This window comes from Bradyrhizobium sp. USDA 4510 (assembly GCF_054059095.1).
Genome location: NZ_JBSSBT010000001.1, coordinates 8752318 through 8769106, shown reverse-complemented (window position 1 = coordinate 8769106; position 16789 = coordinate 8752318). Strand labels below are relative to the sequence as shown.

Annotated in this window: 9 protein-coding genes; 2 read left to right on the top strand and 7 right to left on the bottom strand. The window is 63.5% G+C overall.

Annotated elements, in window-relative coordinates; translation table 11 throughout:
* Entirely contained in the window at positions 1-954 is a 954-nt protein-coding gene (locus ACVMDN_RS40635; protein WP_050382524.1) for an ABC transporter permease, read from the bottom strand.
* Positions 955-1153: 199 nt separating this feature from the next.
* Positions 1154-2806, bottom strand: a complete 1653-nt coding sequence (locus ACVMDN_RS40630; protein WP_057020087.1) for an ABC transporter substrate-binding protein — start codon at positions 2804-2806, stop codon at positions 1154-1156.
* 209 nt (positions 2807-3015) lie between these two features.
* Here ACVMDN_RS40630 and ACVMDN_RS40625 point away from each other — a divergent pair, with 209 nt between their 5' ends.
* On the top strand, positions 3016-4623 hold the full coding sequence (locus tag ACVMDN_RS40625) for an ABC transporter substrate-binding protein (protein WP_057020088.1): 1608 nt from the start codon (positions 3016-3018) through the stop codon (positions 4621-4623).
* 148 nt (positions 4624-4771) lie between these two features.
* Here the strand turns inward: ACVMDN_RS40625 and ACVMDN_RS40620 are convergent, their stop codons facing one another.
* Positions 4772-7006, bottom strand: coding sequence for a CHASE2 domain-containing protein (locus ACVMDN_RS40620; RefSeq protein WP_057020089.1), 2235 nt, complete (start codon positions 7004-7006; stop codon positions 4772-4774).
* Positions 7007-7106: 100 nt separating this feature from the next.
* Positions 7107-11273, bottom strand: coding sequence for a VCBS domain-containing protein (locus ACVMDN_RS40615; protein WP_076832609.1), 4167 nt, complete (start codon positions 11271-11273; stop codon positions 7107-7109).
* A 595-nt stretch (positions 11274-11868) separates the two neighbouring features.
* Between ACVMDN_RS40615 and ACVMDN_RS40610 the strand changes: the two genes are divergently transcribed.
* A complete protein-coding gene (locus tag ACVMDN_RS40610; RefSeq protein ID WP_076832612.1) occupies positions 11869-12621 on the top strand; it encodes a transglutaminase-like cysteine peptidase in 753 nt (250 codons plus the stop codon).
* A gap of 126 nt (positions 12622-12747) precedes the next feature.
* On the opposite strand, the gene ACVMDN_RS40605 is transcribed toward ACVMDN_RS40610, so the two are convergent.
* The 3 genes from ACVMDN_RS40605 to ACVMDN_RS40595 all read right to left on the bottom strand — a co-directional run bounded on the left by ACVMDN_RS40605 (position 12748) and on the right by ACVMDN_RS40595 (position 16784).
* Positions 12748-13947, bottom strand: coding sequence for an ABC transporter substrate-binding protein (locus ACVMDN_RS40605; RefSeq protein WP_050382511.1), 1200 nt, complete (start codon positions 13945-13947; stop codon positions 12748-12750).
* Positions 13948-14026: 79 nt separating this feature from the next.
* Entirely contained in the window at positions 14027-15865 is a 1839-nt protein-coding gene (locus ACVMDN_RS40600) for an AMP-dependent synthetase/ligase (RefSeq protein ID WP_057020092.1), read from the bottom strand.
* 139 nt (positions 15866-16004) lie between these two features.
* Positions 16005-16784, bottom strand: coding sequence for an ABC transporter ATP-binding protein (locus ACVMDN_RS40595; RefSeq protein WP_076832616.1), 780 nt, complete (start codon positions 16782-16784; stop codon positions 16005-16007).
* Between the last annotated feature and the right edge of the window lie 5 nt (positions 16785-16789).

The following is a 16789-nucleotide window of genomic DNA, read 5'->3' as shown; positions in this document are numbered from 1 at the left end:
CTAGCTCCGCTTGATGCGCGGATCGATCGCGGCCTGCGCGATGTCGACCAGGAGGTTGAGCAGCACGAAGAACAGCGCCAGCACCAGGATCGTGCCCTGCAGCAGCGGCAGATCGCGCTGGAAGATCGCCGAGTTCAACAGCAGGCCCGAACCCGGCCAGGAGAACACGGTCTCGATCAGGATCGAGCCGCCCAGCATGTAGCCGAGCTGCAGGCCCATCACCGCGAGCGCGGTCGGCGCCGCATTCTTGATGACGTGGCGAAACACCTCGGTCTCGCGCAGGCCTTTTGCGCGCAGCGCCTCGACGAAATCCTGGCTCAGGATGTCGCCGGTCAGCGCGCGCACCGTGCGGGTGACGATGCCCATCGGGATCACCGAGGTGGTGATCGCCGGCAGCACCAGATAACGCAGATGCTCCCAGTCCCACGCCCAGGCGCCGGAGCCGCCCGGCCCGGCGCCGACCGCGGGCAGCCAGTTGAGCTGCACCGAGAAGATGATGACCAGCACCATGCCGAGCCAGTAATGCGGCAGCGACACGCCGGCTATCGCAACCGAGGTCGCGACCTTGTCGACCCAGGTGTCGCGGAAATAGCCGGCGATCAGGCCGAACAGCAGGCCGAGCGTAAAGCCGATCATCGCGGCCGCGATCGCCAGCATCACGGTGTTGCCGACGGCGCGCATCACCTCGGTCAGGACGGGCCGCCCGGTCGCGATCGAATTGCCGAGATCGCCATGGATCGCGCGCCACAGCCACAGGCCGAATTGCACCGGCAATGGGCGATCGAAGCCGTAGGCCGTGCGCAATTGCGCGGCGAGCTCCTGCGAGGCATCGGCGGGCAGCACCGCGACCAAGGGGTCGCCGGGCGTGATGTGCACCAAGAGGAAGCACACCAGCGCCACGCTGAGCACGATCGGAATGACGTAGACGATCCGTCTGGACGTATAGGCGAACACGTTGCGTTCTTTCTTCCTTCTCACTTTGTGGGAGAAGGTGGCGCGCCGAGCGCGCCGGATGAGGGGTTTCTATCCGCGGATACAGTCATTTCCGATCGAGAAAGGAGCGTCCGCGGAGACAACCCCTCACCCGGCTTCGCTTTGCGAAGCCACCCTCTCCCACAAGGGGAGAGGGTGTACCTATTGCGCGGCTAGCGCCTCACGGCGCGACCGTGACCGGCGAGAAGTCGACGAACCAGCTCTTCGGCTGCACAAATCCCTTGATCTTCGGGCTCATCGCGCGCGGTGCGACGTCGTGGGCGACATAGAGGAAGGCCGCGTCGTCGACCGAGGCCGCATGCAGCTCGGCCAGCGCGGCGTCGCGCGCCGCCGGCTCGAAGGTCTGGCGGGCCTTCTTGACCAGCTCGTCGAACTTCGGGTTGTTGTTGAAGCCCCAATTGTTCGATACCGGCGGCGCCATGCCCGACTGCAGGAAGCGCACCAGCGCGAAGAACGGATCCATCGCCGCATAAGTGACGTTGATGGCGTTCGAGCCGTTGGCGGTCGGATCCTTGGTGCCGCGCCGCCAATTGGTGAACAGCGTGTTCCACTCGATGACGTCGAGCTGCACATCGAAGTAGCATTCGGCCAACGCCTGTTGCAGATACTCGTTCATCGGCAGCGGCAGCATCTGGCCCGAGCCCGATGCCGAGGTCTGGATCTTGACCGTCAGCTTCTTGTTCGGACCGAAGCCCGCCTCCTGCATCAGCTTCTGCGCGGCCGGCTTGTCGTACTTGATCTGGAAGGTCGGGTTGCCGCGCCAGGGATGGCCGGGCTCGAACGTGCCGGTCGCCGGCACCATCAGGCCGGCAAGCAGGCCGTCACGCAGCCCTTCGCGATCGATGCAGAGATTGGCCGCCTTGCGGACGCGGATGTCATTCCACGGCGAGCCCTCGACGCGCGAGAACTGCCACGGCCAGACATGTGGCTCCTCGTTGGAATAGAGGTTGAAACCACGCTGCTTGATCTCGGGCAGCGCGTCCGGGGCCGGCGCCTCGATCCAGTTGACCTGTCCCGACAGCAGCGCCGCCGTCCGGGCATTGGCCTCCGGCATCGGCAACAGCACCATCTTGTCAGCCTTCGGCACCCGTGCCTTGTCCCAGTAATTCTCGTTCTTCACCAACTCGAGCCGCTCGCGCGGGGTGAAGCTCGACATCTTCCAGGGGCCGGTGCCCGACGCGTCCTTGGCGAACGCGGCCCACGCGGCCTGCGACTTCGCCTTGGCGTCGGCGCCTTCGGCCTTGTCGTAGAATTTCTGCCACTTGGCCGGGCTCGCCATGAACAAATTGGTGAGGTTGATCGGCAGGAAGCTGTCCGGCTCCTTGGTGGTCAGCTCCACCGTCATGTCGTCGATCTTGCGCGCCGAGACCAGCGTCGGCATGCGCGAGGCGGTGACGCCGACCTGGCTCGCATCGTATTGCGGCGCGTCCTGCTTCAAGACCTTGTCGACGTTCCAGACCACGGCGTCGGCATTGAACGGCGAGCCGTCATGAAAGGTGACGCCGGAGCGCAGCTTGAAAATCCACTTGGTCTTGTCGGCATCGTCGACCTTCCACTCTGTCGCAAGGCCGGGGATCATCGCGCTCGCCTTGTCCGACGACGACAGGTCCCACATCGTCAGCGCGTCATACATCGTAAGCCCAGTGAAGCGATTGCCCTCAAAGCCCTGGTCGGGCTGACCGAGCGTGCGCGGAATATCGGCAGCGGTCATGCCAATGCGCAGCACAGTCTCGGCGCTGGCGATCGCCGGCACGCCTGTGGCTATCGCAAGCGCCAGCATGATCGCCGTCGCATTGGTTTTCCTGTTACGCATCTGAGCAGCCCCTTCGAGTCTGGTGACGTTTTGGTGATTATTTCTTGGGCAAGCGTATGCAATGCCTGTGCCAAGGGGAATAGTTCATCAGCAAATAACCGCCGGGCGCGTCATTTCTTCCCACCTCGGGCCTGAACGGAGCGAAGATGCCTATTCTGGCATCATGCTTGCAGGATTTGGCTCCAACGTCTTTCCAACGGAGCCTTCATATGCGTGCGCGCAATTCGATCCTGATGGCGGCAATGGCGCTTGCCTTGACCGCGGGCTGGCCGGCCATGTCGGCGCAAGCCGAGTCCATTGTGCGCTACGGCATTTCGATGGCCGACATTCCGCTGACCACCGGCCAGCCCGATCGCGGCGCGGGCGCCTATCAGTTCACCGCCTACACGATCTACGATCCGCTGGTTGCCTGGGAGATGGATGTTGCCGACCGGCCGGGCAAGCTGGTGCCCGGGCTTGCGACCGAATGGAAGGTCGACGACAACGACAAGACCAAATGGCGCTTCACGCTGCGCAAGGGCGTCAAATTCCACGACGGCAGCGACTTCAATGCCGACGCGGTGATCTGGAATCTCGACAAGGTGCTGAACGACAAGGCACCGCAATTCGACAAGCGGCAGAGCGCGCAGGTCAAGACCCGCCTGCCTTCGGTTGCGAGCTACGCCAAGGTCGACGATTTCACCATCGAGATCACCACCAAGACGGTCGACTCCTTCTTCCCCTATCAGATGCTCTGGTTCCTGGTCTCCAGCCCCGCGCAATATGAAAAGCTCGGCAAGGACTGGGACAAGTTCGCCAGTCAGCCCTCCGGCACCGGTCCGTTCAAGTTGACCAAGCTGGTGCCGCGCGAGCTCGCCGAACTGACGAAGAACCCGGACTATTGGGACAAGAAGCGGCTTGCGAAGGTCGACAAGATGATCCTGATTCCGATGCCGGAGGCGCTGACCCGGACCAACGCGCTGCTGGCCGGCCAGGTCGACCTGATCGAAACGCCGGCGCCCGACGCCGTGCCGCAGCTCAAGGCCGCCGGCATGCGGATCGTCGACAACGTGACGCCGCATGTCTGGAACTATCACTTGAGCGTGCTGCCGGGCTCCCCATGGACCGACATCCGCCTGCGCAAGGCGCTCAACCTCGCGATCGACCGCGACGCGGTGGTTGGACTGATGAACGGCCTCGCCAAGCCCGCCAAGGGCCAGGTCGATCCGTCGAGCCCGTGGTTCGGCAAGCCGACGTTCGAACTGAAATACGACCTCGCGGCCGCGAAGAAGCTGGTGGAGGAAGCCGGCTATTCGAAGGATAAGCCGCTGAAGACGACGTTCATCATTGCCCAGGGCGGCACCGGGCAGATGCTGTCGCTGCCGATGAACGAGTTCCTGCAGCAGAGCTTCAAGGAGATCGGCATCGACATCGACTTCAAGGTGGTCGAGCTCGAGACATTATATACGCACTGGCGCAAGGGCGCGGCGGACGAGATGAATGCCGGCATCACCGCCAACAACATCGCCTATGTCACGTCGGATCCGCTCTACGCCATCGTGCGGTTCTTCCACTCCGGCCAGGTGGCGCCGGTCGGCGTCAACTGGGGCGGCTACAAGAACCCGAAGGTCGATGCGCTGATCGACGAGGCCAAGCAGACCTTCGATTCCGCCAAACAGGATGCGCTGCTGGCGCAGGCGCACGCGCTGATCGTCGACGATGCCGCGCTGGTGTGGGTGGTGCACGACACCAATCCGCACGCGCTGTCGCCGAAGGTGAAGACCTTCGTGCAGGCGCAGCACTGGTTCCAGGATCTGACCCAAATCGGGCTGGAATAGACATTCCATCGTCGTCCCGGCCTGGTGCGCAATTGCGCACCCATACGCCGCGGCCGCCGCAATGGGCACGCGGCGAGACGATCTTCCGTCAACGACCATTCGTGGTTGGGTCCCGGCCTTCGCCGGGACGACAGCGGGCTTGCGTCGGCTATTTCGTCGTCAACGCGAATGCGCCGTTCCAGTCGTCGGGCGGCGGCTCCTTCTGGAAGGCGTGGATGCGCGCCTCGTAGAGGCGGTAGAGATGTTGCAGCGTCTGCGCCTCGTCGGTCTTGCGGCCGCGTTCGATCGCGCCGAGCGCGCCGTCCCAATCGCGGCCGCGGTAGCAGGCGAGCATCTCGATGGTCAGGTTGCGCAGCCGCTGGAAACGGCCGGAGCTCGCGACATCCTCGCGGCCGGCAATCGCATAGATCACCTCGGGCTCCTTCTTGCCCTTGACCATGATGAAATCGAGCTCGAGGATCGCAAACTTCTCCTTCACCGCAAGCGCAGTCTTCGATCCCACGATGATCGGGAAGCCGTACTCTTTGGACTGTCCCTCAAGTCGCGAGGCCAGATTGACGCTGTCGCCGAACACCGAATAGTCGAAGCGCACATCGGAGCCCATATTGCCGACCACGCAGGAGCCGGTGTTGAGACCGACACCGATGTTGAGCGGCACATAGACGTGGCCGCCGTCCTTCGCCTCCTGCTCGCGCTCACGGTTGAGGTCGTCGACGCGCTCCAGCATGTCGAGCGCCGCATCGCAGGCGTTGAGCTGGTGCTGCTTGTCATCGAGCGGCGCGTTCCAGAACGCCATGATGGCGTCGCCCATATATTTGTCGATGGTTCCCTTGCGGGCGAGAATCGCGTTGGAAAGCGGAGTAAGGAAGCGGTTCATCAGCGCCGTAAGGCCCTGCGGATTGCTCTTGTAGGTTTCCGAGATCGAGGTGAAGCCGCGCATGTCCGAGAACATGATGGTCATCTCGCGTTCCTCGCCGCCGAGCACCAGCCGCTCCGGCGACTGTGCCAGCTGCTCGACCAGCGCGGGCGACATGTACTGCACGAATTGCGACCTGATCTGTCGACGCTGCTGCTGCTCGCGCACGAAGGCGGAGAAGATCAGCGTGAGATAGATCGCCGTGGTCGACATCAGCGGATAGGTGAAGTCGATCAGCAGCCGGTGCTGGGAATAGAAATACCAGGAGGTGCCGATCAGCACCGAGGCAAACATTCCGCCGACGGCGACCAACGTGATCGGACCGAACTTCGGCGCGAAGGCGATGACAAGGAGCCCCATGATCAGCGCGGCGAAGAACTCGATGCCGATGCCGTAGTTCGGCTGCGAAACGACATCGCCGGTCAGCGCGCTCTCCAGCACCTGGGCGTGAACCTCGACACCAGGCATCGCCGGCGTCACCGGCGTCGTCTTGATGTCGTTCAGCCCGGTTGCTGAGGTGCCGATCACGATCAGCTTGCCGGCAATTCGGTCCGGTGAGACGCGCCCGTCCAGCACATCGACCGCCGAGACATAGATCGAGGGATCGCGGCGGGCGTAGTGGATCCAGAGTTGGCCGTGGAGATCGGTCGGGATCGCAAAGCCCTTGAGACCCAGGCTCTTGATACCGGCCTTGTCGGCCTTGATCAGGATCGTGCCGGAGCCGCTCGCCACCCGCAGCATCTCGAAGCTCAGCGACGGCATGGTGATGCCCTGCGCCACCATGATCATCGGCACGCGCCTGACGATGCCGTCGCGCTCCGGCCTGATCGTGAACAGGCCGCGCCCGGCAGCCGCCTCCTCGAGCACCGGCACGTTGCGCAGCAACCCCGGGAACATGTACATGAAAGGCTGCGGCTCCTCACCGAGCATCGCAAGTCCGGTGACCGGAAGCTTTTCGTTGAGGTCGGCGCGCACGTTGGGCCCGCCGGATTCGCCGAGCACCACGCGCGAGTTCTTGATGGCCTCGGCCATGATGCTGTCGTTGCTCGGCAGCTGCCGCAGCCTCGCGCGCATCTCCTCATCGAGGCTGCTGAACGTATCGGCGGCGATATCGGGGTTGAGACGATCCGGCTCGGAGAACACCGCGTCGAACGCGATCACCACGGCGCCGAGCCGGGTGAGATTGGTGACGATGTCGGCGAGCCGGGTCCGCGGCCACGGCCACTGTCCGAGCCGGGGATCGGCGAGGCTCTTTTCGTCGATGTCGACAATGGTGACCGGCCGCGCGGTCTTCTGGCGCGGTTGCAGCGCCTGGAATGTGTCAAACGTCCTGACGCGAAGCTCCTGGACCGGAGCCGGATCCACGATCCGCAGCGCAGCAATGCCGATCAACAGCGCCACGCAGACCAGCCGCGCATAGCCGAAGCGCCGTGCGAACCACCTGCGTATCGCCTTCAGCCGTTTCATGCCATCTGGATATCACGCGCGCAGAATTGTTCCAATCGAGCAAGCATGCGCAGTGCACAATCAGCCGGGCCAGCCCCCCGGCGGCGCGGCCGCGCGCCCGTCACGCAAAATGAATAATGAAGTCGTTCTGGGACAGGCTCGCCTTCGCGACATTGTGCAATGTGATCGTGTCTGCGCTGTCGATCGTGATCAGCGTATCCGCCGAATTGGTCGGCGATATCGCAACATGCTGATCGAACCAGGTGCTGAAGGTGCTTATCGAGACGACCGTGGACAGATCGATCTGGTCCTCGCCTGGCGTGAAGTTCAGGATCGTGTCGTGGTTGAAGTTCGGCGCAAACACGAACTTGTCCTGGTAACCCGACCCGAAAAACACGTCCTTGTCGCTGGTCCCGGTCAGAATCACGGGCTCGGGCCGATCCTGTTGGACGTTGAAGATCAGGTTGACCGTATCGGTTGCGCCATGGCCATCGGTCACGGAAAGCGCGATCGTGTCGGTCGCCGGAGCCGTCTGGCCGGGGTTGTAAACGAGACCCGACGATCCAAGCGCGGTGTTGATGCCGGAGAGAAGCCCCTCCTGCGACGAAGGCGCAACGCTGCTGCCCGCACCGGGCGTCGTCGCCGCGGCCATGTTGAAGGTCTCGTCGGCCGTCGCATCGGCGTCCGTCACGGTCAGGCCGGAGATCGTCTCGGTCCCGTTGGGATGTTCGGTGATACTGACGTTGTCGGTGTGGATCACGGGCGCGTCGTTGGCGCCGATCACGTCGATCGTCAGCTTCGCGGTCCCGACGGCGCCATGCGCGTCGATCGTCTCCACATCGAACGTGTCGGCATAGGTGCCCCTGCCCAACGCGTTGATCGCGGCAGCATCGGGAACATAGCTGTAGGTGCCGTCCGGGTTGACGGTCAGCGAGCCGTAGAGGCCCGCGATCTGCGTGACCGCAGTGTGGTCCGAATTGAGCGCGGCATAAGTCAGCGTCGCGGTTTCGCCATGGTCGACGTCGTTGCCATGGAGCGTGCCGGTCAGCGTGCCGAACGTGTCGTTATCGGCGGTATCGGTGAGCGTGCCGGCATTGACGTCGGCGAGTGTCGGCGCGTCGTTGGCGCCGTTGATCGTGATCGTCACGGGCTCGTTGACGACGCCGCCATGGTGGTCGTCGATCTGGATCGTGTAGGTCAGCGTCAGCGTCTCGCCGAGGGCGAGATAGTCGAAATTCTGGTCCGCGGCCGAGAACGTCCAGGTCGACGATCCGGTTGAACCGCCGGTCGCGTCCGTCAACGTCCCCAGCGACAGCCAGTTCAGGATCGTGGCCTCGTCGGGCAGGCCCGTGGTCGCCCCGGATTCGGCGACGCCGGTGATGGTCATGGTGTGGGTGTCGCTGAGATCCACATCGGTGAAGGTCACGGTGCCGGATGCGCTGTCCAGCGTCGATGAACCGGTCGTATCGGGTTGTTCGGGGATGATGGCCGCCTGAGGCGCCGACGTGACGATCGGCGCGTCATTGCTGCCGGTAATCGTGATCGTCACCGGTTGGCTGATCACGCCGCCATGATGGTCATTGACCTCGACCGTATAGGTCAGCGTCAGTGTCTCACCGTCGGCAAGATAATCGAAATTGCGGTCGGCGGCCGAGAAGGTCCAGGCCTGGGATCCGGCGACCCCGCCGGTCGAATCGGTCAGCGTCCCCAGCGAGAGCCAGTTCAGAATCGTGGACTCGTCCTCAGGCAGGCCTGTGGTCGTTCCGGATTCCGCGACGCCGGTGATGGACACGATGTGGGTGTCGCCGAGATCGACGTCGGCAAATGTCACCGCGCCCTGGGCCACGTCGAGCTTGATCGATCCGGTCTCGCCGATCATCTCGGGGACCGTGGCGGTCGGCGGCTCCGACGTGAACGTCGGCACGTCGTTGGTGCCCGTGATGGTGATGGTGACGGGCTGGGTGACGACACCGCCGTGGTGGTCGTCGACCTGGATCAGGTAAGTCAGCGTCAACGTCTCGCCGACAGCGAGATAGTCGAAATTCCTGTCGGCGGCCGAGAAAGTCCAGGCGCGCGATCCGGTTACGCCGCCGGTCGAATCCGTCAGCGTGCCGAGCGACATCCAGCCCAGTATCGTCGCCTGATCGGGAAGCCCCGTGGTCACGCCCGTTTCGGTGACGCCGGCAACGGTGACGCTGTGGGTGTCGCTGAGATCGACATCGACGAAGGTCACGGTACCGGATGCGGTATCCGGCACGACCGAGCCGGTCGTCTCCTCGGCTTCAGTGATGGCGGCCGCCTGGGTCGGCGAGGTGATCACCGGCCTGTCGTCGGTGCCGACGATCGTGATGGTGACCGGCAGCGTGACGACGCCGCCCTGATGGTCGTCGATCTCGACCGTGTAGGTCAGCGTCAGCGTCTCGCCGGTGGCGAGATAGTCGAAGCTCCTGTCGGCGGCCGAGAACGTCCAGGAGCGCAATCCCGTCACGCCATCGGTCGAATCCGTCAGCGCGCCCAACGACAGCCAGCTCAGCACGGTGGCATGGCTGGCAAGTCCGGTGGTGACGCCGGCCTCGGTGACGCCGGTGATGGTGACCGTATGCGTGTCGGTCAGATCCGCATCGGTAAATGTCAGCGTGCCGTGCGCCGTATCAGGCTGGGCGGAATTCGTCGTTGCTGGGAGTTCGGTGATCGAACCGGCCTGCGCCGAGGACGTCACCACCGGGGAGTCGTTGGTGCCGGTGATCGTGATCGTGAAGGTCTTGAACGTGGTCTCGTTGTTCGGTGCGAAATTGTTATCGACGCGCGCGACATAGGCCAGCGTCAGCGTTTCTCCGGCAGCCAGGAAGTCGAACGCGCTGTCGGCAAGGTTGTAGGTCCAGGTCGCCGAACCGGCATTCTTGTTGTTCGGATCGGGCTCGAGCAGCAACGGGATCTCGACGGTCTTGATGGCCGCAAGCTGCGCTGCCGTCAGCGATGAGGTCACGTCGCTGCCGTCGGCGTCCCGGTAGCTGAACGCGGAATAGTCGACCTTCGCACTCGGTATGTCACCGACATTGAGGTCCAGCCATTTGATCTGGCCCGTCGCGGTGTCGAACAGCCCGCTTTGGGTCAGCCCCGGCCGCTCGGTAAACGCCGCGTCCTGGGTCACGACCTGCGGCGGCCCCGGGATGTGCTCGATCCTGCTGTTGGGAACGCCGCCGGCCTGAGGGCCGGTCGTGTTGACGAAGGTCAGCAGAATGATGATCGGCGCGCCACTGTCGCTGCTGGTGAGCTTGAAGCTGCTCGAGACCGGGACGACGCTGTCCGTGAAGTTGGTGGTGAGCTTGGTGTTGGGATTGTTGTTGTCCGTGAACTTCAGCGCAAAGACGTCGGAGATCAGCTTCTGCGCATCGGTCGACAGTTGCGCCGACGAGACGAAGCTGACGCTGCCCTGGCCGTTGACAATGGTCTGGGTGCCGGCCTGATCGACGGTCGCGATCGGATTGAGCGTCGTCTTGTCGAACAGGATGTAGGAGCCGGTGCTGCCATCGGGCTCGACCAGCACCTGGAATTTGGCCGGCGGCACGCCGCCGGTGCCCTGCACGTCGAAATCGATCTCGACCAGCACCGCGGTGCCGCGGATGCCCATGGTCGCGACCGGCGTATCGACCTTCATGTCGCCGTGCTTGGCGGTCGCGCCGGCCACGAAGGAGATCGTGCCCGAGACCAGACTCATCAGCGACGTATTGCTCGACCCGTTCGGGTCGTAGATCATTTCGTTCAGCACCATCTTGGCGTTCGGGCCGAGACCGAACACGGTGCCGTCGATGAAGGTGATGCCGAGCGTCGAGTCGCCGCCGGATTGCACCACGTCACCCTTGTTGACGTTATCGCCCTGGTTCAGGACGATCGCGACGCCGTTGCGGATGGCCGTCGCGTTCCCGGTCAGCTTGGTGACATGGCCGATGACCTTGGCCGGCTCCGCCGCGCCGCCGGCCTGGGCATATTGAGTATAGCCGGTGAGTGCGCTGACGAGATCGCCGGTGAGATGCGCGCCGTCAGGCGACGCCAGCGGCGCGCGCTTCTCGCCCTTGAAATAGTCGTGCAGGACGAGTTCCCGATCGTCCTTCGCGATGACGAGGTCGAGCCCGGCCCGCTTGAGGTCGCCGGTGAACAGCAATTGCCCGTCGTCGACGATGATCGCGCCGGGCGGAGCATGCGTGGAAACGCTGTCGACGTGCACGTATCCACGGGCATAAGCGTCCGTGTTCGGCAACAGGCCGTCGAATTTCTCGACAAAGTTCACTGCGGATCACCGCACGAGAGTTAATATTGTTAGAATATCCGAATGATTATGCCTGCATATCATCGGATAAAGCTTGGCGAAACCACTCTGTGCTTGCGCAAGGTGGCCCTGTTGTGCGGTTTGACTGGATGTGACTTGGCTCACGCTGTGAAGAGCCGTGTAGTTCGGATTCGTTTGACGGTACCATAAGGTGGGATTCAAGCCAAGATACGTACTGAGCCACGTATTCGTGGTATTGATTGGCATTTCTGTACTTGCCTCTATTTCCCCTTAGCCCAGAGCGGGCATTTGACCCCAATTTCCCGGCCAAAGCTGTGACTTAGCTTACAAATCACAGCAGTCCCGTGCGCGGACCGGCCGGGTTAACCAGAGGGCAAGGATGAGTTGCAAAGCAGTGGAAAAAGGTTCGCCGCTTCCTTTCACAAACCGGTAAAGTTTTCGGGACCCCAAGCAGGCGCCCTTTAGCCTCTTCCCCTGATTCCCCACATCTTAAGTCGATTCGAAGGGATCGTTCGCCATGCTGCCCGGCATGAAACGATCCGATCGCGTGCGCGGTGCAATTTCCACCCGCCGAAGAGCGGACAGGGGGTGTCGGATGAGATTCTCGCTTCGCCCGCTTGCGCTGCGCGCCGCCATGCTGGGCTTCGGCCTGGCCCTGGCCGCGCCGGTTGCCGAGCTCAATGCCGCTTCGCTGCTTTCGCCCGGTCCGGCGACGCTGATCAGAAAATCGACCGAGCCGTTCGGCCTGACGACCAGCCTGCTTGCCGACGGCGGCCTGCACGACAAATGGCTCGGCGTGCAGCGCCAGCTCGCCGATGAATTGGAGCAACTGGCAGCCTGCGAGAGCGACCGCGCCGGCTGCGCGTCGCCGGCGGCGCTGCGATTCCTGGCGATCGTCGAAGCCGGACGGGCGCGTCAGGGTCGCGCCCGGCTCGGCGAGATCAACCGCGCGATCAACCTTGCGATCCGTCCGGGCAGCGATCTTGCGGCCTATGGCGAGCCCGACGTCTGGGCGACGCCGCTCGCCACCTTCGCCCGCGGCAGCGGCGACTGCGAGGACTATGCGATCGCGAAACTCGTGGCGCTGCGCAAGGCCGGCGTGGCGCCGGAAGATCTGCGGATCGTCGTCCTGCATGACCTCGTCGGCGGCGAAGACCATGCGGTGCTCGCCGCGCGGCTCGACGGCCGCTGGCTGACGCTCGACAACCGCCGCATGGCGATGATCGAGGACAGCGACATCAGGAGTTTTCGGCCGACCTTCGTGATCGACCAGCACGGCGTCAGCCGCTATGTCGATGCCCCGCTCGTCGCCGAGGCCGCTTGGCGGCCGGCGGCGCGTACGAACTAAGAGCCGGCCAGAAATACTTTCCGTGATTGCGAGCGAAGCGAAGCAATCCATCCCTCCGCGGAAAGATGGATTGCTTCGTCGCTCGCTCCTCGCAATGACGAGTGAATCCAGATGAGCGACTGCCCGTCAGAACATCAGATTATCCTTCACCAGCACCCAGCGGCCGCCCTTGACCTGCTGCACCTGGGTGATGGTGTTGGCGAGATGATCCGTCTTGGAGAACTTGGTCGGCGGCGAGCTGAAGATGTCGAGGAATTTGTCGCCTGACTCCAGCGAGTCCAGCATCTTCTGGCCGGAGAGATCCTTGCCCGCCTTCTGGGCGTAGAAGGCAAAGGTCATCACCGCGTTGTAGCCGATGATCGCCTGGGTATTGGCGTCGGTGTTGAACATCTTCTTGTAGTTCACCAGCCAGTCCTTCACCTTGCCCTTGGCCGTGTCCTCGTAGGGAATCTCGAAGCCCGAGGCCGCATAGAGCCCTTCGACGGCTTCCTTGCCGAGCGCCGGCACTTCGAGCACGTTGGTCGGGGTGGCGCCGAGGAAGGTCACGTCCCAGCCGAGCTTCTTGGCCTCGTTCATCGCGCCGATGGTCTCGCGGATCACGGTGCCGAGCACCACGAGGTCGCAGCCGTCGGCCTTCATCTTGGCGACCTGCGCTGAGAAGTCGGAGGCGCCGCGCTTGTAGCTCGTGACCGATGCCGGCTGCACCTTCATCGCGCCAAGCTGCTGGGTAAAGCCGTCGAGCACGTTTTTGCCGTACTCGTCATCCTGATGCATGATGCAGGGCTTCTTGAAGTTCTTCCACTCCATCATGTATTTGAGCGCGGCGCGCGTGCTCTCGACATAGGGCAGGAGGTTGTTGAACTTCAGCCGCTCCTGCGGCTTGGCGGGATCGAACTTGAAGGTGAATTCGGCGGCCGTCAGCGGGAACAGCTGCAACACGCCCGCATCGAACAGGATGTCCTGCGCGGCGAGCACGGTCGGCGAGCCCATCGGGCCGATCATCGCGAACACCTTGTCGCGCTCGACCATCTTCTGCGAGGCCAGCACCGCCTTCTTCGGATCGTAGCCGTTGTCCTCCAGGATCATCTTGATCTTGCGGCCGTTGATGCCGCCGCCGGCGTTGATCTCCTCAACCGCCATCTTCATGCCGTTGGACACCGGAACGCCCCAGACCTTGATCGGGCCGGACAAGTCCTGATGCGTTCCGATCACGATCTCGGTCGGCGAGATGCCTTCATTGGTGACCTTGGTCTGGGCTGCGGCCGGCAGACAGGTCAGCGCCAGCGCACTCACCGCAAGGCCCAGCGCCTTCAGCGATTTCGACATTGCAGTCTCCTCCTTACATGGCCCATGTTAAGCGAAGGGTCGGGCCTGCTCGCTCCTTCGCCAATTTCTTTCTCCTCGGCTATGCCACCGCGCGTTCGCCATACATGGCGGCGATCTCGGCCGCGTAGCGCTTGTTCACGAAGCTGCGCTTCAGCTTCATGGTCGGCGTCAGCTCCTCGTCCTCGGGCGTGAGCTGGCGCTCGATCAGATAGAATTTCTTGACGGTCTCGACGCGCGCGAACTTGACGTTGACCGCCTCGACCTCGCGCTGGATCAGATCCTGGATTTCGCGTGCGCGGCACAGGCTCGCGTAATTGGTGAAGGGGATGTCGTGGTCCTGGGCGTATTTCTCGACATTCTCCTGGTCGATCATGATCAGGCAGGTGAGATACGGCCGCTTGTCACCGATCACGACCGCATCCGAGACATAGGGTGAGAACTTGAGCTGGTTCTCGATCTCGGACGGCGTGATGTTCTTGCCGCCGGAGGTGATGATGATGTCCTTCATCCGGTCGGTGATCTTGACATAGCCTTCATTGTCGATCGTCCCCACGTCGCCGGTGTGCAGCCAGCCTTTGGCGTCGATCGTCTCGGCGGTCCTCTCCGGCTGGTTGAGATAGCCCATGAACAGGAAATCGCCCTTGATCAGGATCTCACCCTTCGGGCAGATCATCACCTCGCCCCAGGGCGCGGCCTTGCCGACCGAGCCGAGCTTGATGCGATCCGCCGGCATCATGGTCGCGACGCCGCAATTCTCGGTCTGGCCGTAGACCTCGCGCATGTCGATGCCGAGCGCGAGATACCAGCGGATCAGATCCGGCGAGATCGGCGCGGCGCCGGTCAGCGCAATCCGGCAGCGGTCGAGCCCGAGCATGCGGCGGATGTTGCGGAACACCAGCCAATAGGCCGCGCGGTTGGCGAGCCGCAGCGACAAAGGCGGCGTCTCGCCCTGCAGCCGACACTCGGTCATCCGGTTGCCGATCGCGAGCGCGCGGGCATACATCCAGTTCTGGAACGGGGTCGCATCCTTCAGCGCGATGGTGATGCCGGAATAGAACTTCTCCCAGATCCGGGGCACCGCGAGGAATGCGGTCGGCTGCACCTCGCGAAGATTGTCCGGTACCGTCTCCGGGCTCTCGGCGAAATTCATCACCGATCCCAGCGCGAGCGAGAGGTAGTAGCCGCCGACCCGCTCGGCGACGTGGCAGAGCGGCAGAAACACCAGCCGCTCCTCGCTGTCGGTCGAGGGGTAGAGATCGTTGGCGTGGCGCATCTGGTGCGTCACGCTGCGGTTGGAGTGCATCGCGCCCTTGGGCGGGCCCGTGGTGCCGGAGGTGTAAACCAGGATCGCGAGATCGGAGGCGGTGCGGCTGCCGGTCATCTCGTCCCACAGCGCCGGATTGCCCCAGGCATGATTGCGGCCGAGCGACGTGAATTCCGCGAGCGACAGCACCATCGGATCGGAGAAGCCGGAGAGGCCCTCCATGTCGAACACGACGATCCTCTCCAGCGTCGGACAGCGCGACCGGCAGGTCAGCACCTTGTCGAGCTGCTCCTCATCCTCGACGAAGATCACCCGCGTGCGGGAATCATTGATGAGGTATTCGACCTGCGCGGCCGAATCGGTCGGATAGATGCCGGACGAGACGCCGCCGGCGCACAGGATGCCCATGTCGGCGTAGACCCATTCCGGCACCGCGTTGGCGATGATCGAGCCAACGTCGCCGGGACGGAAGCCTGTGGCATGCAGGCCGTAGGAGATGTCCTTGGAGATCTGCAGCCATTCGCGCCAGCTGGTCGGTTGCCAGATGCCGAACTTCTTCTCGCGGATCGCGGGCCTGTCGCCACGCGTTTGAACCGCGAGCAGAAAGCTCCTCGCGATCGTGTCGGCAACCGTCAGCACCGCTGGTCCGGCCATGCGCGCTCCCTCCTCTGCCGCCCGTCTCACGCGCCGGCTTGTGTTGCCGGTCTTGTTGGCGAAGCGGGCCTGAAATCTAGCTCCAACTCTCGTTCAGTGCCAAACCTTCCTCGGCGCCATTGCCAGCGCCCAGTCATTCTCAACGCCACGTCTTCTTCTTTTTCCAGCGCCGCTCGCCGCGCGCACCGGCTTCCTTGGCGCCGAGGTAGAACTCCTGGATATCGGGTGAATTCATCAGCCGCTCGCAGCTGTCGTTCATGACGACGCGGCCGATCTCCAGCACATAGCCGTAATGCGCCGTCTCCAGCGCGATCTTGGCATTCTGCTCGACCAGCAGGATCGACATGCCCTGCTCCTCATTGACGCGGCGGATGATGGTGAAGATCTCCTTCACCAGGATCGGCGACAGCCCGAGCGACGGCTCATCGAGCAACAGCAGCGTCGGCCGGTTCATCAGCGCCCGCCCGATCGCCAGCATCTGCTGCTCGCCGCCCGAAAGCTGCCCGGCCGGCTGGCCGAGCCGCTCCCTTAACCGCGGAAAATAGCCGTAGACGCGCTCGAGGTCCTGCGCCACACCGTCGCGGTCCTTGCGCAGATAGGCGCCCATCATCAGGTTTTCGCGCACCGACAGGAACGGAAACACCTCGCGCCCCTCCGGCACGTGGCTCAGCCCGAGCCTCACGATCCGGTCGGCCTCCATGCGCTGGATCGGCTTGCCGAGGAATTCGATCGAGCCCTTCTGCGGGTCGAGGATGCCGGAGATCGTCTTCAGGACCGTGGTCTTGCCGGCGCCGTTGGCGCCGAGCAGCGTCACGATCCGGCCGCGCGGCACCTCGAGGCTGATGCCGCGGATCGCCATGATCGGCCCGTAATAGCTTTCGATGTTGGAGAGTTTCAGGATGATGTCCGCTGTGCTCATGGCAT